This is a genomic window from Microbispora sp. ZYX-F-249 (genome assembly GCF_039649665.1).
GTDB classification, from domain to species: Bacteria; Actinomycetota; Actinomycetes; order Streptosporangiales; family Streptosporangiaceae; genus Microbispora; species Microbispora maris.
Genome location: NZ_JBDJAW010000040.1, coordinates 49,948 through 67,737, shown reverse-complemented (window position 1 = coordinate 67,737; position 17,790 = coordinate 49,948). Strand labels below are relative to the sequence as shown.

Here is a 17,790-nt window from a genome sequence, read left to right as displayed (position 1 = left end):
GCTCACGTTGCGCACGGCCTTCATTGTCAGTCCCTTTCTTGTCGGCCTCGTTGTGCGGACAAGAATCATTTTGCTGACAGTCAGGCTTACTGAACATTCCATTCCGAGTCAGCAACCTGCACGCGCGATGACCGCTTCCTGCCGCGAAAAGGGTGGACGAATTCCGCAGGCGCGTCCTCGAACGGCAACGGGGAAGATGCGCGGCATTCCGCCCGCCCTGACGATGGACACGACCCTGAGCCGAAAACGAGAGGTGAGGGAACGTCCATGCCGTCGCGAACCCCAGCGGAAGAGCAGACCCGGACGATGACATTGGAAGCCTTCGCGGACACGATCGTCCCCGGGGAGAAGAGGCATCCGGGCGACCGGGCCGTGGCCGGGGCGGCCGCCGGGGGCGGTGCCGTCCAGGCCGGCGCCCTCGAGCTGATGGAGTGGGACGCCACCGGGATCAGCGAGGGACTGGACGACTACGTCCGCCTGCTGAACGACCACGCCCGCGAGTACGCCGCCGAGACGGGCCTGGATCCGGACCCCTCGGTGCCGCCGTTCGTCGCGTTGCCGTACGCGCACCGCACCGAGCTGGTGCGACGGCTCGTCGCTCCCGGTCACCCCGAAAAGGCCTTCTGGGTCCTTCTCACGCTGTTCAGCAACATGGCCTACGACTCCGCGGCCCACATGCACACCGCCGAGGCGATCGCCGCGGGCCACCCCGGGCTGGCCGCGATGGGGATCACCAGGCCCGGCCCCGGCGGCCTGTGGCGGTTCCCCGCGTTCTCGTACGGCCGGCCGCTGGCCCGCCTGCACCCGGACACGACCCCCTCAGGGAGCCCCGCATGACCAGCACAGAGCGTACGGACGTCCTCGTGGTCGGAAGCGGCTTCGGCGGCGCCATCGCCGCCTATCACCTCGCCGCCGGCGGCGCGAAGGTCGTGATCCTGGAGCGCGGGCCGTGGCTGACCGCCAAGGACTTCGAGCACGACTTCATGCTCGGGTCGTCGTACACGAGGATCTTCGACTTCGTCGTGGGCGACGGCATGAGCATCCTCGGCGGCAACTGCGTGGGCGGCGGCAGCGTGGTCTACTTCGCCGCGATGCCCCGCGCCCCGCGGTTCGTCTTCGACAAGCAGACCGGTCTCGGCCGGCGGGTGTGGCCGGCGTCGGTCAGCCGCGACACGCTCGACCCCTGGTACGACCGGGTCGCCGAGTCGATCCCGATCACGAAGCAGGACTGGAACGACGTCACCTACGCCGGCGGGCTGTGGGCGGCCGCCTGCGACCACGCCGGCCGTACGGCCAACCCCGTCCCCGCCGCGGTGGACCGCGACCACTGCGTCAACTGCAACTGGATGATGGCCGGCTGCCGGTTCGACGCCAAGCAGTCGCTGCTGCTCAACTACCTGCCCGCGGCCCTCGCCCACGGCGCTCGAATCCGGCCGCTGCACGAGGTGCAGCGCATCGAGCGCAACCACGACGGCTCCTACCGGGTTCACTACGACATCATCGACGAGGAGGACTACCGGGTCCGCGGCGAGGGCGGGGCGATCGACGCCAAGATCGTCGTGCTCGCCGCCGGGGCCGGAGCCACGCCGGTCATCCTGCAGCGCAGCGAGCCCTCGCTGGGCCGGATGCCGCACGGCGTGGGGCGGTACTTCTCGGGCAACGGGGAGCGTCTCAACACCGCCGTGCTCAACGAGGACCGGGTCCGCGAGGTGCTGGGCCTGACCCGGGAGGACGGCCTGGCCTACGCGGCCAACCAGATCGGCAAGGGCCCCACCGTCGCCAACTGGGACAGGCTCGACGGATCGCTGCCCGAGTTCACCCGTTACTCCCTGGAGCAGCTGTACTTCCCGCCGGGGCTCGGCACGATCCTCGCCCAGGTGGCGGACGCCGCGGGCGGCCCGAGCTGGTTCGGGGCGCGGAAGAAGGAGATGCTCAGCCGCTGGCAGTCCTGGCTGATCATCTTCCAGATGATCGAAGACGCGAACGAGGGCGTCTTCGGGCCGCCGCCGGCGGCCGGCAACGCCGACCGGATCTCCCAGCAGATGCTCGGCATCGGCAGGCTGCGCTACGACCCGGCCGAGACCACGCTCCGGGCCTGGGCCATGGCGGACGCCGAGGTCAAGGACATCCTCGAACGCGACGGCCTGGCCGAGGTGACCGCCTGGACGAACGACGTCGTCGGCGCCTACACGGTGCATCCGCTGGCGTCCTGCCGGATGGGCGACGACCCCGCCACGTCCGCCCTGGACGACCGCAACGAGCTGCGGGGCCACCCCGGCATCTTCGTCACCGACGGCTCGGCCGTGCCGACCGCGCTGACCGTCAACCCCGCCATGACCATCGCGGCGCTCGCCGAGCGCGCGATCCCCGGCATCGTACGCGCGGCGCGGGAGCGGGGCGTGGAGGTCGCCTACGGCGCCCCGGCCCCGGACGGCTCCACCAGCGGACGCCGCGGTGTGGCCGACCTGCTCCCCAGCCTGACCCGGAAGTAGGGGAGGCGACGATGGGCGCGATCCTCACCAAGGCCACACTGCCGGGCTCGCTCGCGCAGGTCGGGCACGTCACCCCCGTGTCGCCGGCCACCGCGACGGGCCTGGTCCGCCGGGTCTACGGGCAACTGGAACAGGACTTCGGCATGCTGGCGCCGCCGGTGATCCTGCACTCGCCCGCGCCGCGGTCCCTGGCGGCCTGCTGGACGATGCTGCGGGAGTCGCTGCTCGCCGCCGGAGCCGTCCCGCGGTCGCTGCGAGAGGTCGTGGCGGCCGCCGTCTCGGCCGCCAACCGCTGCCCCTACTGCGCGGACGTGCACGGCGCGACGCTGCGCGGCCTGACGCGCGGCAGATACGCCGCCGAGATCGCCGCCGACCGCATCGGCGACATCCGCGACCCCGAGGTCCGCGAGATCGCGCAGTGGGCGCGCGGACTCGGCCGGCGGTCCACCGCCGTACGGCTCCCGCGTCGGACTCCGGAGGAGAACGCCGAACTGGTCGCGGTCGCCGTCACCTTCCACTACCTCAACCGGATGGTGAACGTCTTCCTCGGCGAGTCGCCGCTGCCGCCCGACGTGCCCGCGCGGGCCCGGCCCGGCCTGATGCGGCTGTTCGGACTGGTGATGAGCACCACGGCCCGCAGGGCGGCGCGGCCGGGCCTGTCGCTGGATCTGCTGCCCGCCGCGCCGCTGCCCGCGGAGCTGTCGTGGGCGGCCGGCGCGCCGCACCTCACCGGCGCGTTCGCGCAGGCCGCCGCGGCGGTCGAGGAGGCGGGCCGCCGCGCGGTGCCCGAGCCGGTGCGCGAGCTGGTCTCCGCCGCGCTCGCCGAGTGGGACGGAGAGCCGGCCGGGCCGAGCCGCGCATGGGCCGAGGACCGCGTCCGCGCCCTGCCGGAGGAGTGCCGCCCCGCCGGGCGGCTGGCCCTGCTCACGGCGCTGGCGTCCTACCAGGTCGACCACCAGGTGATCGCCGGTTTCCGGCGTACCGACCCCGGCGACCGGGCCCTCGTCGAGCTGACCTCCTGGGCGAGTCTCGCCGCCGCCCGCACCGCCGGCGCCTGGATCGCCGGTCCGGAACCCGTGCTCCACACGACCCGTAACGGAAGGACCGTCCCATGACCGACGTGCAGACCGTGCTCAGGGATCTCGCCACGGAAGGCGCCAAGCTGGACCGCCTGGTGGCAGGACTCGACGCGGACCAGTGGAGACTGCCCACCCCCGCGCCCGGCTGGACGATCGCCGACCAGATCGCCCACCTCGCCTTCATCTTCCGGCTGGCCGCCACCGCCGCGAGTGACGCGGCGGCCTTCGAGGCGATGACCGCGGCGGCGAAGAACGACTTCGACGGCGCGGTGAACGCCGCGCTCAAGCAGTACGAGAACGACACGCCCGAGGTGCTGCTGGGCCGCTGGCGGGCCGAGCGCGAGTGGGTGAACAGGGCCCTGGCCGCGGTGCCCGCGGGACAGACCGTGCCCTGGCTGGTCAATCCGCTGCCGCCGGTCGTGCTGGCGTGCGCGGGCGTCATGGAGCAGTTCGCCCACGGGCAGGACATCGCCGACGCGCTGGGGGTGGACCCGCAGTGGTCCGAGGGCCTCGCCCACCTCGTCGTCTTCGCGGTGCTCACGCGGGACTTCGGCTATCTCAGCCGTGGTCTGACGCCGCCGGCGGCCGAGTTCCGTTTCGAGATCACCGCCCCTTCCGGCGAGCTCTGGGCGTACGGGCCGCAGGACGCCGAGAACCGCGTCAGCGGGCCCGCGCTCGACTTCTGCCTGCTGGTGACCCGGCGGCGGCACAGGGACGACGTGGCGGTCACCGCGGTCGGCGACGAGGCGGACCGCTGGCTGGACATCGCCCAGGCGTACCGGGGACCGGCCGGGGCCGGACGCGCCCCCGGTCAGTTCGCGGCCCTGGCCCGCTGACTCCGTCGCGAGCGCACGCGGGAAGATGCCCGATCTGACAAATAAAACGCACTATTAACCGCATAAGAGTTGTCGCCGAAAAAACGTCCTTCTCATCCGGTGGTCGGCGGCTCACGGTCTTATGCCCGACCTCGCCGTTTTCCTTCTGTCAGTCCCGCGCCGGCGTCGGCATGCCCGGCAGGTCAAGCGATCCTGGAGATATCAATGGACAAACGCTGCCCCTTCGCACTCGACACCACCGGACGCGACATCCACGCCGAGGCCGACGTCCTGCGGGCGCAGGGTTCGGCCGTGCAGGTCGAGCTGCCGGGCGGGATCGTCGCGTGGTCGATCAACAGCCACGCCGCGATCAGGAGGGTGCTGACCGACCCCAACGTGACCAAGAGCGCCCGCAACCACTGGCCGGCGTTCATCAACGGCGAGATCCCGCCGGACTGGGAGATGATCAGCTGGGTGGCCATGGACAACATGGTCACCGCGTACGGCAAGGACCACGTCCGGCTGCGGAGGCTGGTCGGCAAGGCGTTCACGCCGCGGCGCACCGAGGCCATCCGGCCCCGCATCGTGCAGCTGACCGAGGAACTGCTCGACGGGCTGGCGGCCGCCGGGCCGGGCGAGGTGGTCGACCTGCGCGAGCGGTTCGCCTACCCCCTGCCGGCCCGGCTGGTGGCCGACCTGATCGGCATGTCCGAGGACGCCCGGGCCAAGACGGCGAAGGTCATCGACATGATGGTGGACACCACCGTCACCCCGGAGCAGGCGCAGGCCGTGCTGCAGGGATGGCGTGGCGCGATGGCCGAGCTCATCGCCGCCAAGCGGCGTGAGCCGGGGGAGGACATCACCAGCGACCTGATCGCGGCCCGGGACGAGGACGGCTCGCGCCTGTCCGAGCAGGAGCTGACCGACACGATCTTCGCCATTCTCGGCGCGGGGTCGGAGACGACGATCAACTTCTTCGACAACGCAATCACCGCGCTGCTCCGCCACCCGGAGCAGCTCGAGCTCGTCAGGTCCGGCGCGGCCACCTGGGACGACGTCATCGACGAGGTCCTGCGCGTGGAGTCGCCGCTGGCGCACCTGCCGCTGCGGTACGCGGTCGAGGACATCGAGTTCGACGACGTGACCATCCCCAAGGGCGACCCCATCCTGGTCAACTACAGCGCCGTGGGGCGGGACCCGGCCCTGCACGGGGCCGGCGCGGACCGCTTCGACGTCCTGCGGTCCGACAAGGAGCACCTCTCCTTCGGCTACGGCCCGCACTACTGCCTGGGGGCGTCCGTGGCCCGGCTGGTGGCGAAGATCGGCCTGTCGAGCCTGTTCGAGCGGTTCCCCGACCTGAGCCTCGCCGTGGCCGCCGAGGACCTCCAGCCGCTGCCGACCTTCATCATGAACGGTCATCGCGCGCTTCCGGTCCGGCTGACCGCGGCCGTCGCGGTGGGCGCCGCCCACTGAGAGCGCCGCGGATCCGTCCGCGGCAGGCACCGCTCACACGGGGATACGCATTCATCCGGCGCGCGGTTCCCCGAAACAAGAAAAGCAATTTCCGAGAACCGCGCCCGGGTGAATTCCATTAGCGTTTGCAGGCACTGCCGCAAGCGGCTATTTCACATCCGGGAGGAATCCAATGAGTGGGGTGAGCGGCGCCGCACGCCTGGTATGCGGACGCTGGACGAAATGGGCGGTCGTCATCGTATGGCTGGCGATCGTCGCATCGGCCGGGCCGCTGGCCGGGAAACTGAGCGGCATCCAGCAGAACGACGCGGCCCAGTGGCTCCCCGGCGACGCCGAGGCCACGCAGGTGATCGAACTGCAGCGGAGATTCCAGACGGCCGAGGTCAGCCCCGCGGTCGTCGTGTACGAACGCACGTCGGGCATCACCGAGGCCGACCGGGCGAAGGCGGCCGCCGACCTGGGCGGCCTGTCCCGGGTCGACGGGGTGACCGGACAGGTGGCCGGCCCGATTCCCGCGGCCGACGGCCAGGCGCTGCAGGTGGTCGTCCCGCTGGACATGGCCGGCGACGGCTGGGACAAGATCGGCACCAGGGTCGACGCGATCCGCGACGTCGTCGGGAGCGGGAGCGGCGGGCTCAGCGTGCACGTCGCCGGCCCGGCGGGCGTCACGGCCGACAACAACGCGGCGTTCGCCAGCATCGACGGCAGGCTGCTGATGGCGACGATCGTCGTCGTGATCCTGATCCTGCTGTTCACCTACCGCAGCCCGGTGCTGTGGCTGCTGCCGGTCATGGCCGCGGGCCTGGCGCTGACGGCCGCCCAGGGCGTGATCTACCTCGTCGCCGAGAACACCGGCCTCACCGTGAACGGGCAGAGCGCCGGGATCCTGACCGTGCTGGTGTTCGGGGCGGGCACCGACTACGCGTTGCTGCTCGTCGCCCGCTACCGCGAGGAACTGCGCCGGCACGCCGACCGGCACCAGGCCATGGCCGTCGCCCTGCGCAGGGCCGTCCCGGCGATCGTCGCGAGCGCGGCCACCGTGGCGATCGGCATGCTGTGCCTGCTGTTCGCGCAGATGAACTCCACGGCGGGGCTCGGCCCGGTGACCGCCATCGGCGTCGTCGTCGCCCTGATCGTGATGATCACATTGCTGCCGGCCCTGCTCGTGATCTTCGGGCGCTGGATCTTCTGGCCGGTCAAGCCGCGTCTCGGCTCGGCCGAGCCGTCCGCCGCCGGACTTTGGGCCCGCCTGGGCCGCGCCATCGGCCGCAGGCCCCGTCCCGTCTGGATCGCGACCGTGCTCGTCCTCGGCGCCATGTCGCTCGGGCTCACCTGGCTGGACGCGGGCGGGCTGTCGGCCGAGGACTCGTTCGTCAACCGGCCGGACTCCGTCGCCGGGCAGGAGGCGCTGGGGAGGCACTACACGGCGGGCGTGGGCCAGCCGGTCGTGGTGATCGGGAAGGCCGAGGCCGCCTCCGCGCTGCGGACGGCCGTCGCCGGCGCGGACGGCATCGCCGAGGTCGGCGAGCCGGTGGTGAAGGACGGACTGGTACGCCTGGAGGGCACTCTCAGGGACCAGCCCGACAGCGACGCCGCCCAGGCGACCGTCGAGCGGGTCCGGGAGGCGGTGCGCGCGGTTCCGGGCGCGGAGGCGAAGGTCGGCGGCCAGACGGCGCTCGCGCTGGACATGAGCGAGGCCTACAGCCACGACGACAGGCTCGTCATCCCGCTGGTCCTGCTGGTCGTCCTGGTGATCCTCGGCCTGCTGCTGCGGGCGGTCGTGGCGCCGATCCTGCTCATGGCCACCGTCGTCCTGTCGTTCTCGGCCGCGCTCGGGGTCAGCGTCCTGGTGTTCGAGCACCTGCTGGGCTTCAACGGCGAGGGCGGCGGGTTCACGCTGCTGGTGTTCGTCTTCCTGGTGGCGCTCGGCATCGACTACAACATCTTCCTCATGCACCGCGTGCGTGAGGAGGCCCGGCTGCGGGGGACCCGCCAGGGGGCGCTCACCGGGCTGGCGGCGACCGGCGGCGTCATCACGTCGGCGGGCGTGGTGCTCGCCGGCACGTTCGCGGTGCTGGCGAGCCTGCCCCTGGTGTTCTTCGTCGAGCTGGGCTTCGCGGTGGCCCTGGGCGTGCTGCTGGACACCCTCGTCGTGCGCTCGGTGCTCGTCACCGCGCTCAACCTGGACTTCGGGCGGCGCATCTGGTGGCCGAGCAGGCTCGCGGCCGAGGACGGCGCGGCGGCCGCCGGACCCGAGGAGAGGAGCGAGACCCCCGCGCTGGTCCCCTGACGTGCGTCCGCGCGCGCGTCAGACCCGGCAATCGGAGAGATGCGCGGCCACGACGACGGGTGTGACGCTGGAGGTGTCCCCCAGCCCATCATCCGAGACGGAGGGCCGCAACCAATGACAGTTGTCACTCGTGTCGCAGATCGGGCCCCGGCCAGCCCGCCCGAGCCCGGTCTCACGCCCGAGGACGTCGTAGCCAGGGCCGAGGCGATCGCCTCGGCCCTGGTCGCGCGCCAGGCCGAGACCGAGGAGCGCACCTACTACGCGGAGGACACGCACCGGCGGTTCGCCGAGGCCGGCTTCTACCGGCTGCTGGTTCCCCGGCGGTACGGCGGTTACGAGTTCGGGGTCGACACCTTCATGCGGGTCTCGACCGCGCTGGCCCGCGGCTGCCCCTCGACCGGCTGGATGTACCTGTTCGGCGCCGCGCACGCGCTCGCGGTGGCCACGCTGTTCCCCGAGCCGGCCCAGGCCGAGTTGTTCGCCGGCGGCGACTTCATCTGCCCCGCCACGGTCGCGCCCGCCGGCAAGGCCGAGCGCACCGAGGGCGGCTGGGTGCTCGACGGCGTCTGGAACTACTGCTCCGGAGCGCCCTACGCCACCCACTTCCTCGGCCACACCCTCGTCCCCGCCCGGGAGGGGGAGCCGCCGGCGCCCATGCTGTTCGTCGTGTCCCGCGACCAGTGGCGGCGCCTGGACGACTGGGGGCAGCAGCTCGGGCTGCGGGGGAGCGGCTCGCACAGCATCTCCATCGAGAACGCCTTCGTCCCCGACCACCTCACGCTCGGCGCCCATCTCAGCCAGGTGACGGTCACCGGCGGCACGCCGGGTCTCGCCCTGCACGCCAACCCGCAGTACGGCGGCGGCCCGCTCAGCTTCATGCTGCTCGAGCTGGGCGCGCTGGCCGTCGGCATGGCCCAGGGCGCCCTCGACGCGTACGAGGACCTGATGCGGAGCAGGACGACGACGTTCTTCCCGATCGTCAGCAGGACCGAGGACCCCGACTACCAGTTCCGGTACGGCGAGGCCAGCGCGATGATCGCCACGGCGGAGGCGGCCATGACCGACGCCGTACGCCAGTGGCGGGAGACCTGCGAGCGCGGGCCCTCCGCGTTCACCCGGGAACGCGAGCTGCGGCTGGCGACGATCAGCCGCGAGGTCGTCCGGCTCTGCTGGCGGGCCGTGGAGGGCCACCTGTTCCCCACGGCGGGATCGAGCTCCGTGCGGCAGGGCGAGCGCATCGAGCGGGTGTGGCGCGACATGTCCACGCTGCACAGCCACGCGGGCCTGGCCGTCTTCCTGTCGAGTCTCGCCAACCGCGAGCTCGCCCGCGCGAGGTTCGGCGTCGGCTGATCGGGCGGCGCAAGAGCCCGATCGGGCGGCGCAAGAGCCCGATCGGGCGGCGCAAGAGCCTGATCGGCCACCACACGAGCCTGATGGGGCGAACACAAGAGCCGCTCCCGCCGTCGGCGGGAGCGGCTCTTCGGCGCCGGGATCCGGTCAGCGCCGCGCCGCGGCGGGCACCGCAGGCCGGGACGCCGCCGGAGCCGCGGGACTGCCGCCCGACTTCAGCACCCGCAGCATCATGCCGGGGGCCATCAGCGCCTGCGGCGGGTCCACCAGCCCGGCCACCCGCATGAAGGTCCGGGTGACCGCGCCGTCGCGGGTCGCCGCCGCCTGCAGCCGGGCCATGTACGCGTTCATCATCCGCACCATCAGCGGCCGGGGGGCCTCGATCTGGGGGAACGCGAGGTCCCCGCCGGCCGAGATGTTCCACGGCACGTCGATGACGGCGGCGATGTCCTTGAGGAAGCGCTGCGGGCGGGGCGGCGCCCCCTCGGCCAGGTGGGAGCGCAGCGTCAGCGCCTCGAGGGCGGCGACGGTCATGCCCTGGCCGTACACCGGGTTGAAGCTGCACGCCGCGTCGCCGAGCACGAGCAGCCGGTCGGGGAAGTCCGGCAGCCTCTCGTAGTGGCGCCGCACGCTGGCGGGGTAGCGGAAGGAGACCGGGTCGTCGAGCGGCTCGGCGTCCTTGATGACCTCGTAGACGTCCGGAACCGGGAGCGACCGGACGAAGTCGAGGAAACCCTCGGGCTCGGCCGGCGCCGCGTCGCCGAGGACGCCGGTGAGCGACAGCACGCACCGGCCGTCCTCGATGCGGGAGAAGAACGCGCCGCGGGGGTGCGAGGGGGAGGAGACGGGGTTGATGGACAGGTCGCCGTTCAGCACGCCCTCGTCCGGCAGGCGGTAGTGCCGGGTCGTGTAGGTGAGGTCGATCCTGATCCGCTCCTCCTCCGGGCGGCGGTAACCGAACTCCTCCAGCCACACCGGCGTGCGGGAACCGCGGCCGGTCGCGTCGACGACGAGGTCGGCCTCCAGCGTCTCCGGGGAGCCGCCGTGGTGGTGCACCCGGACCCCGGTGACCCGCCGGCGGTCGGGAGTCGTGGTCAGCCCGGTGATGTCGCACCGATCCACGAACCGCACGCCCGGCAGGGCGGCCACCCGGGCCCGCACGCGGCTCTCCAGCACGGGCCGGGCCGCCGACACGCACACGAGCCCGGTCGGGGCGGGCTCCAGCCGTACTCCGTTGAAGTACCACCGGAGCTCGCCGAGGTCGCCCGTGGGGATGCCGGCCGCGACCGCGTCCCCGGTGAACCCGGGGAACAGCTCCTCCAGGATCTGCTGGCCCCGGGCGAGCAGCCCGTGCACGTGACGTCCCTGCGGGACGCCGCGCCGGGCGGCGGTCGATTCGCCCAGCTCGTCCCGGTCCACCACCAGAACCTCGCCGTACGACTCCGAGAGCACGCGCGCGGCCAGCAGGCCCGCCATGCTCCCGCCGAGCACCACCGCGCGGTCACCGACATTGCCGCCCATGGCGGTCACCTCCTCGCTCTCCACCGCGCCGGTCAGGCCGCGTCGCGGGGGCTGTTCTGGTAGGCGGCGAGGCTCCACTGCCCGTCCCGCCTGACGACGATCCACGAGGCCCGGATGGCCCGCTCGTCGGCGACCTCGGTCTCCCCGGGGCCGAGCACGCCGCCCGTGGTGATCAGTACGGCGGTGTCGGGGCCGTGGAAGACGACGTCGAGAGGCGTGCCGGTCACCTGGGTGCCCTTGTAGGGGCCGCTGAAGGCGGCGCTCATGAAGGCGGCGATCTCGGCGCGGCCCTTGCGGTAGACGCCGGGGAGGATCATCGTGCCGTCCTCGGCGAAGACGCCGGCGAAGGCGTCGCCGTCGTGGGCGGCCCACGCCGCCACGATGCGCTGGGGAACGGCGGCGACCGCGGCCCTGTCCTCGGCGGTGGGGCCGGCGGTGGTCGGGGAGGTTTCGGTGATGGTCATGTCACGATCCTTCGTCGGAGGGGGAACGGGGGGCCGGCCGGTCAGACGTAGAGGGTGTCCGGCCCGAGGCCGCACAGGATCCGCCCGTACAGCTCGGCGTTGGTGTCGGGGTGCATCAGGGCGTGCAGGTTGATCGCCTGGACGTCACGGGCGATCCGCTGGATCGGCTGGTCGGTGTAGACGGACGAGCCGCCGCTGGCGAGGGCCAGGATGTCGACGGCCTCCTTGCCGAGCCGGCACACGGCGCCCATGTCGGCGCGGGCCCTGACCCGCTCCTCCAGCGACCACGGCGTCCCGTCCGCGCCCTTGCCGTCGACCAGGCCGGTCAGCCGGTGGGCGTGGAAGAAGGCCTCGTCGATCTTCATGGCCGCGTCGGCCGTCTGCAGGTGGGTCAGCGGCGCCTCGGCCTGGCTCGCGTACCCGGTGTAGGTGATCTTCCGCTGCGGCAGCCGCTGGAAGAACGCGTCCTGCGCCGCCCTCGCCAGGCCGAGGACCGTGCCGACCGAGGACGCGGAGGCGACCGGCAGCAGCGGCGCGCGGTAGGCGGGCCTGCCGGCGTTGCTCACCGAGGCGCCCTGGCCCTCCAGGATCGCCGGCAGGGGCAGCACCCGCGACGAGGGGACGAACACGTTCTCGGCCACCGTGGTGACGCTGCCCGTCCCCCGGAGCCCGGAGGTGTGCCAGTCGTCCACCACCTGCAGGTCCGACATCGGGACCAGCGTCATGACCGGGTACGGCTCGCCGTCCTGCGGGATGTGGATGGCGACGATCTCCTGCCAGTGGCTGTGCAGGGCGCCGCTGATGAACCCCCACCTGCCGTTGAGCACGACGCCGCCGTCGGTGGGGACGGCCGTGCCCGTCGGGCTCAGCGTGCCGCACACCCGGACGTCGGGGGTGGAGAAGACCTCGTCTTGCACCTCGTCGGGGAACAGGCAGGTCATCCAGGTGGGGATCCAGTAGACGGAGGCCACCCAGGACGTCGAGCCGTCGGCCCTGCCGAGCTCGGCGGCCACGTCGGCCAGGGTGCGCGTGTCGGCCTCGTAACCGCCGTACCGGGCCGGCACCCGCAGCTTGAACACGCCGGCGTCGGCGAGCGCCTCGATCGACTCGTCGTGGATGCGGCGGTGCTCCTCCGCCCAGGCCGCGTGGCCGCGCAGAACCGGAGCGATGTCGCTGGCGCGGCGAACAAGCTGTTCCCGCGTCGGAACCTCGGTCGTCAGCAACTCTTCCTCCCGTGGAATCTCGGGCGGCGCATGCCGTGCCACCCCATCCCGAAGGTCGCACCCGCGGTTGCGTCGTGCACCTTCTCGATTGCCCACCGGGCGTCGTCGTGCCTCGTCAGCGGGGTGATGAGCGGCAGGACCGCAGCCTGGAAGAAGCCCCGCGCGCCGGGCGGTGACAGCATCGGTCGCACAGCGGAATGCGCAACGCCCGCCCCCGGCCGGGGGAGGCGCCGTCCACCGAGCGCTCCGGCTTCCGGTTCCCGTTCCGCTGACGCGCGGGCGCTCCCGGCTCCTTCCCCGCGTCCCCGCGACGCGGCGCCGCCACCTCAAGCAGGACCCACCCAGGAGTCGAGTTGCGAGAAGAGGGAGAAGCCCGATGACCGACAGCCAGCCCGCCGGTTCCCGGCCGCTGACCGGCGACGAGTACGTGGAAAGCCTGCGCGACGACCGCGAGATCTACCTCTACGGCGACCGCGTCAAGGACGTCACCACGCACCCCGCCTTCCGCAACCCGGTACGGATGACGGCGCGACTGTACGACGCCCTGCACGACCCGGACCGCCGCGAGGCGCTGACCGCCCCCTGCGACGCCGGCGGCGACGGCTACACCCACCGGTTCTTCACCACCCCGCGCAGCGTGGACGACCTCGTCGCCGACCAGCGGGCGATCGCGACCTGGGCCCGGCTGAGCTACGGCTGGATGGGGCGCAGCCCGGACTACAAGGCGTCCTTCCTCGGCACGCTCGGCGCCAACGCGGACTTCTACGAGCCGTTCGCCGACAACGCCAGGCGCTGGTACCGGGAGTCCCAGGAGAAGGTCCTCTACTGGAACCACGCGATCGTGCATCCCCCGGTGGACCGCAGCCGCTCGGTCGACGAGGTCGCGGACGTCTTCGTCCACGTGGAGCGGGAGACCGACGCGGGCGTCGTGGTCAGCGGCGCCAAGGTCGTCGCGACCGCCTCGGCCCTGACCCACTACAACTTCATCGCCCACTACGGCCTGCCCATCAAGGACCGCAAGTTCGCCCTGGTCGCCACCGTGCCCATGGGCGCCCCCGGCATGAAGCTCATCTGCCGGCCGTCCTACTCGGCCACCGCCGCCGTGATGGGCAGCCCGTTCGACTATCCGCTGTCGTCCCGGCTCGACGAGAACGACACGATCCTCGTGCTGGACAAGGTGCTCATCCCCTGGGAGAACGTGTTCATCTACGGGGACCTGGCCAAGGTCCAGATGTTCAGCGGGCACTCCGGGTTCATCGAGCGGTTCACCTTCCACGGCTGCACCCGCCTGGCCGTCAAGCTGGAGTTCATCGCGGGCCTGCTCGCCAAGGCCCTGGAGATCACCGGAACGGCCGACTTCCGGGGGGTGCAGAGCAGGCTGGGGGAGGTCCTCGCCTGGCGCAACCTGTTCTGGGCCCTGTCGGACGCCGCCGCGCGCAACCCCGTGCCGTGGAAGAACGGCGCGCTGCTGCCCAACCCCCAGTACGGCCTGGCCTACCGCTGGTTCATGCAGGTCGGGTACCCGCGGGTGAAGGAGATCGTGCAGCAGGACGTCGCCAGCGGGCTCATCTACATCAACTCGAGCGCGGACGACTTCAAGAACCCCGACGTCCGGCCGTACCTCGACAGGTATCTGCGCGGCTCCAACGGCGCCGACGCGGTCGAGCGGGCCAAGGTCATGAAGCTGTTGTGGGACGCGGTCGGCACCGAGTTCGGCGGCCGGCACGAGCTGTACGAGCGCAACTACGCGGGCAACCACGAGAACACGCGGGTGGAGCTGCTGCTCGGCCAGCTCGCCAACGGTCAGGTGGACGGCTACAAGGCGTTCGTCGACGAGTGCCTGTCCGAGTACGACCTGGACGGCTGGACCACCCCCGACCTCAGCGGCTTCGAGGAGCTGCGCTTCCCCAGGAACGGCCTGCTCAACGGCTGAGAAAAGGCGCGAACGGAAGGCGGCCGGACCGAGGTCCGGCCGCCTTCGTCGCGGGCCGCGTGCGCCCGGGTCTCAGCGCAGGGTGGTGGCGCCCGGCGCGATGTCGTCGCGGAACAGGCCGTCCGGGTCGACCCGCAGGCGCACCAGGTCGGCCCGCCGCACCTCGTCGTGGCCGAGGTGGCCCTGGGGCTGGTCGAAGCTCTCCACGAACGACGGGACGGTCGTGCCGGTGTCCCACGGGGACAGCGCGGCGCGCACCTTCGCGCAGTGGTCCCTCAGCGCCTGCGGCGTCACCGGCCCGAGCGGCGGGCCCGAGCCCGCGTAGGAGTAGCGGGCGGGCAGGTGGTTCAGCGCGCCGCCGGCCGGATCGGGGACCGCGAACGCGCCGCCGAGCTGCCGCAGCCCCGCGACGACCAGGGGGGAGCCGCTGCCCGGCCCGACGGCGCCGAGGAACGCCTCGGCGCCGTCGTCGCCGAGCTCGTCCAGCAGCATGTGGTCGCCGACGACCGGGACCGGGTCGGCCGGGTCCATGTGGACCCCGGGCACCGCGGCGGGAGTGGCCTCCTGCCAGGTGTCGAGCACCGGCTCGGCCACCGACCGCAGGGGCCCGAGCAGGTCCTCGGCCACGCTCCGCGCGGCCGCCGGGCCCCGCGCGGCGAGGATCGCGCCGTCCACGCAGACCACCGGGCCGGCGGCCAGGGCGGGCGGGACCCCGGGCAGCGGCGGCAGGTTCATCACCCGCAGCGACGTCGTCGCCTCCGGCGGCGCGTCGAGCGTCCACCGCCGCCACAGGTCGAGGACGCGCCGGGCGTGGGCGGCGGGCCAGAACGCCGCACCCGTGATCACCAGGTCGGCGGGGAAGAGCTCGACCTCGACCGCGGTGACGACGCCGAAACCGCCGCCGCCGCCCCGCAGCGCCCAGAACAGCTCGGGGTCGAGCGTGGCGTCGGTCCGGCGGTGCTCGCCGTCCGCCGTGACGAGTTCGATCGCGCGGACGCGGTTGACCGCCAGCCCGACGGCGCGGCCGTAGAAGCTGAGGCCTCCCCTGAGCAGGTAGCCGACCACCCCCACGGTCGCCGACGAGCCGTGCGGCGCCGCCAGTCCGTGCCGGGCCGCGGCCTCGACCACCTCGCCCCACAGAGTCCCCGCGGGGACCCGGGCCACCCGCCGCCGTACGTCGACCTCCACGCCGCCGTCCAGGCGCGTCCTGATCAGCACCGACCCGCGCATCGGGCGGACGGCGGCGGACGCGTGCCCGGTGGCGTGCACCCGTACCCGCCGCCCGGTCGCGGCCGCGTGGCCGATCGCGCCGCGTACCTCGTCGACCGTCCGCGCGGTCAGCGCGGCGGCCGGCTCGGCCGGGGCGGCCAGGTTGAAGACGGCCGTCGCGGCGTCGTAGGCGGGCGACCCGGGCAGGGCGAGACCGGGGTCGCGCACGTTCACCGTGGTCACGCCGGTCCTCCGGCCTTCTCGGCGGTGAGGAAGACGAAGGTGCCCGGGGACCACTCCTCGCGCACCACCAGGCCCGCCGCGCTCAGCCACCGCCGGAGCTCGGCGACGTCGAACAGGCGCAGCCCCTCGGTGTGCTGCGGCAGGTGGTGGCACCGCTGGAAGTAGCGGGCGACGGGGTCCTCCGACATCCGGAACGTCATGATCGTGAAGGTGCCGCCCGGGCGCAGGCACCGGCCCACCTCGGCGATCGCGGCGGGCGCGTCGTCGGGGAACGCCTGGAGGGCGTTCCAGCACATCACGGCGCCGAGCGACGCGTCGTCGAACGGCAGGTCGTCCGCGCCGGCGAGCACCGAGGCCACCTTCGGCAGCCGGCTGTGCAGCAGGGCCAGCATCGCGGGGTTCACGTCGAGCGCGATGACGCGCTCCGGGCCGACGGCCTCGGCCAGCACCGCGGTCCAGCTCCCGGCCCCGGCCCCGAGGTCGAGCACCGGTCCCTCCACCGGGCGCACGTGCGAGGCGATGTACGCGTCCTCGGCGGCCCGCGACACCTCGCCGCCCCAGTTCGAGCCGGAGATCCGCAGGAAGGCGGGCCGGGCGAGGGCCTCGTAGAACAGTCCCATGGTCGGGATCTCCGAGAGCCTGCGCAGGAAGTCCTCGGTGTCCTTGCCCTCCTCGGGGGCGGTCAGGTCGAGGACGCCGCCGGCCAGCGGGTGGACGGTCCCGCAGCCGCCGCATCGCGCCGCGCCGGTCTCGAACTCCAGGCCGCCGCCGCAGCGCGGGCAGCGGAACGCGGCGGCGTGCGGCCGGAAGACCTCCGCGCCGAGGTCGACGGCGGGGGCGCGGACCGCGTCACGGGACGGGGCGGGACCGGGGTCGGTGCGCTCCGGGGCGCCGTTGCCCGCCGCCCAGTACGCCTTGGCGCCCGCGTGCCCCAGCACCGTCCGGGTGTCGCAGTCCCAGTTGTGGCGCACCTGCTCGGGGGTGAGCGCGGCGATCCACGCCTGGTCGAACTCGCGCTCGGCCTCGTCGAGGGTCCACACCGAGGGGGAGGGGAAGACGCGGCCGAGCACCGGCGCGTCCGGGTCCAGGCGCTGCAGCGCCCGGTCGAGCCGCGCCAGATCGTCGGAGCCGATGTCCAGGCCCTCGGCCGCCGCGAGCACCCTGTCCCGGTCGGCGGGGAAATGGGCCACGAGATAGCGCAGGGCGTAGGAGAGCGGCCGGTCCGCCGGGGTTCTCCGCAGCAGATCGAGACAGCGGTCCAGGCCCTGCCCGACCGCCGCCTGCAGTTCGCCGTACTCGGGGTACTCGCTCTCGGCCAGCAGCCCGAGCAGGACGGCCACGTACGCCTTGCGGCGGTCGCCGGGCTCGTCCAGCAGGGCCACCAGAGCGGGAACGGCCGCGAGGGCCACGTCCCGGGGCGGCGTGCCGCCATTCCACACGGCCTCGGCCAGCCGCAGGTACTCCTGGCCGATGCGGTCGGGCGGTGCGGCGGCGAACGCGCCGATCAGCTCGGTGACCGGCGGCTGGATGGTGGAAACAGTCATGTGCGCGTCCCTTCGGGGAAAAGGCGCCGGAACGCCATCGTCACCGTCGCGGTCTCGGGCGGGCATCTTCCCCTTTGCGCTCCCGCCTGGGGCAATTCAGGAGATGCCCGGCGGGTCGGGCCCGGCGCACCATGCCAGTGCATCTCCGCGAAAC

General features: G+C 72.9%; 13 protein-coding genes. 8 read left to right on the top strand and 5 right to left on the bottom strand.

The genetic code is table 11. From position 1 onward, the window contains the following. Positions 1-306 precede the first annotated feature (306 nt). From AAH991_RS32900 to AAH991_RS32870, 7 genes are all read left to right on the top strand, one after another. Positions 307-837: a DUF5987 family protein gene (locus tag AAH991_RS32900; RefSeq protein WP_346229826.1), complete on the top strand. Its 531-nt coding sequence runs from the start codon at positions 307-309 to the stop codon at positions 835-837. After that, positions 834-2,492 carry a GMC family oxidoreductase N-terminal domain-containing protein gene (locus tag AAH991_RS32895; RefSeq protein ID WP_346229825.1) on the top strand — a complete coding sequence of 553 codons (1,659 nt, stop codon included), beginning with the start codon at positions 834-836 and terminating at the stop codon, positions 2,490-2,492. Before AAH991_RS32900 ends, AAH991_RS32895 begins: the two co-directional genes overlap by 4 nt. An 11-nt stretch (positions 2,493-2,503) precedes the next feature. Next, positions 2,504-3,607: a carboxymuconolactone decarboxylase family protein gene (locus AAH991_RS32890; RefSeq protein WP_346229824.1), complete on the top strand. Its 1,104-nt coding sequence runs from the start codon at positions 2,504-2,506 to the stop codon at positions 3,605-3,607. Next, positions 3,604-4,407, top strand: coding sequence for a TIGR03084 family metal-binding protein (locus AAH991_RS32885; RefSeq protein WP_346229823.1), 804 nt, complete (start codon positions 3,604-3,606; stop codon positions 4,405-4,407). Before AAH991_RS32890 ends, AAH991_RS32885 begins: the two co-directional genes overlap by 4 nt. Before the next feature lie 204 nt (positions 4,408-4,611). After that, on the top strand, positions 4,612-5,859 hold the full coding sequence (locus AAH991_RS32880) for a cytochrome P450 family protein (protein ID WP_346229822.1): 1,248 nt from the start codon (positions 4,612-4,614) through the stop codon (positions 5,857-5,859). A gap of 172 nt (positions 5,860-6,031) precedes the next feature. Beyond that, positions 6,032-8,149, top strand: coding sequence for an MMPL family transporter (locus AAH991_RS32875; RefSeq protein ID WP_346229821.1), 2,118 nt, complete (start codon positions 6,032-6,034; stop codon positions 8,147-8,149). A 114-nt stretch (positions 8,150-8,263) separates the two neighbouring features. After that, on the top strand, positions 8,264-9,499 hold the full coding sequence (locus tag AAH991_RS32870; protein ID WP_346229820.1) for an acyl-CoA dehydrogenase family protein: 1,236 nt from the start codon (positions 8,264-8,266) through the stop codon (positions 9,497-9,499). Between the two features lie 147 nt (positions 9,500-9,646). On the opposite strand, the gene AAH991_RS32865 is transcribed toward AAH991_RS32870, so the two are convergent. The 3 genes from AAH991_RS32865 to AAH991_RS32855 are packed head-to-tail and all read right to left on the bottom strand — an operon-like array spanning position 9,647 to position 12,707. Beyond that, a complete protein-coding gene (locus tag AAH991_RS32865; RefSeq protein ID WP_346229819.1) occupies positions 9,647-11,020 on the bottom strand; it encodes an FAD-dependent oxidoreductase in 1,374 nt (457 codons plus the stop codon). A gap of 32 nt (positions 11,021-11,052) precedes the next feature. Further along, positions 11,053-11,484, bottom strand: coding sequence for an SgcJ/EcaC family oxidoreductase (locus tag AAH991_RS32860; protein WP_346229818.1), 432 nt, complete (start codon positions 11,482-11,484; stop codon positions 11,053-11,055). A 41-nt stretch (positions 11,485-11,525) separates the two neighbouring features. Further along, entirely contained in the window at positions 11,526-12,707 is a 1,182-nt protein-coding gene (locus tag AAH991_RS32855) for an acyl-CoA dehydrogenase family protein (protein WP_346229817.1), read from the bottom strand. A 376-nt stretch (positions 12,708-13,083) separates the two neighbouring features. On the opposite strand from AAH991_RS32855, the gene AAH991_RS32850 reads away from it, so the two are divergent. After that, positions 13,084-14,640 (top strand): 4-hydroxyphenylacetate 3-hydroxylase family protein, encoded by a 1,557-nt coding sequence (locus AAH991_RS32850; protein WP_346229816.1) that lies wholly within the window; start codon positions 13,084-13,086, stop codon positions 14,638-14,640. A gap of 72 nt (positions 14,641-14,712) precedes the next feature. Here AAH991_RS32850 and AAH991_RS32845 read toward each other — a convergent pair whose 3' ends face one another. Continuing rightward, positions 14,713-16,092: an FAD-binding oxidoreductase gene (locus tag AAH991_RS32845; RefSeq protein WP_346229815.1), complete on the bottom strand. Its 1,380-nt coding sequence runs from the start codon at positions 16,090-16,092 to the stop codon at positions 14,713-14,715. Next, positions 16,089-17,636: a class I SAM-dependent methyltransferase gene (locus tag AAH991_RS32840; RefSeq protein ID WP_346229814.1), complete on the bottom strand. Its 1,548-nt coding sequence runs from the start codon at positions 17,634-17,636 to the stop codon at positions 16,089-16,091. The genes AAH991_RS32845 and AAH991_RS32840 overlap by 4 nt, the downstream gene beginning before the upstream one ends. Between the last annotated feature and the right edge of the window lie 154 nt (positions 17,637-17,790).

Excerpts from the sequence above, each read along its gene's own strand:
- AAH991_RS32900 (WP_346229826.1), top strand. The coding sequence starts at position 307 with ATGACATTGGAAGCCTTCGCGGACACGATCGTCCCCGGGGAGAAGAGG.
- AAH991_RS32895 (WP_346229825.1), top strand. The coding sequence starts at position 834 with ATGACCAGCACAGAGCGTACGGACGTCCTCGTGGTCGGAAGCGGCTTC.
- AAH991_RS32890 (WP_346229824.1), top strand. The coding sequence starts at position 2,504 with ATGGGCGCGATCCTCACCAAGGCCACACTGCCGGGCTCGCTCGCGCAG.
- AAH991_RS32885 (WP_346229823.1), top strand. The coding sequence starts at position 3,604 with ATGACCGACGTGCAGACCGTGCTCAGGGATCTCGCCACGGAAGGCGCC.
- AAH991_RS32880 (WP_346229822.1), top strand. The coding sequence starts at position 4,612 with ATGGACAAACGCTGCCCCTTCGCACTCGACACCACCGGACGCGACATC.
- AAH991_RS32875 (WP_346229821.1), top strand. The coding sequence starts at position 6,032 with ATGAGTGGGGTGAGCGGCGCCGCACGCCTGGTATGCGGACGCTGGACG.
- AAH991_RS32870 (WP_346229820.1), top strand. The coding sequence starts at position 8,264 with ATGACAGTTGTCACTCGTGTCGCAGATCGGGCCCCGGCCAGCCCGCCC.
- AAH991_RS32865 (WP_346229819.1), bottom strand. The coding sequence starts at position 11,020 with ATGGGCGGCAATGTCGGTGACCGCGCGGTGGTGCTCGGCGGGAGCATG.
- AAH991_RS32860 (WP_346229818.1), bottom strand. The coding sequence starts at position 11,484 with ATGACCATCACCGAAACCTCCCCGACCACCGCCGGCCCCACCGCCGAG.
- AAH991_RS32850 (WP_346229816.1), top strand. The coding sequence starts at position 13,084 with ATGACCGACAGCCAGCCCGCCGGTTCCCGGCCGCTGACCGGCGACGAG.
- AAH991_RS32840 (WP_346229814.1), bottom strand. The coding sequence starts at position 17,636 with ATGACTGTTTCCACCATCCAGCCGCCGGTCACCGAGCTGATCGGCGCG.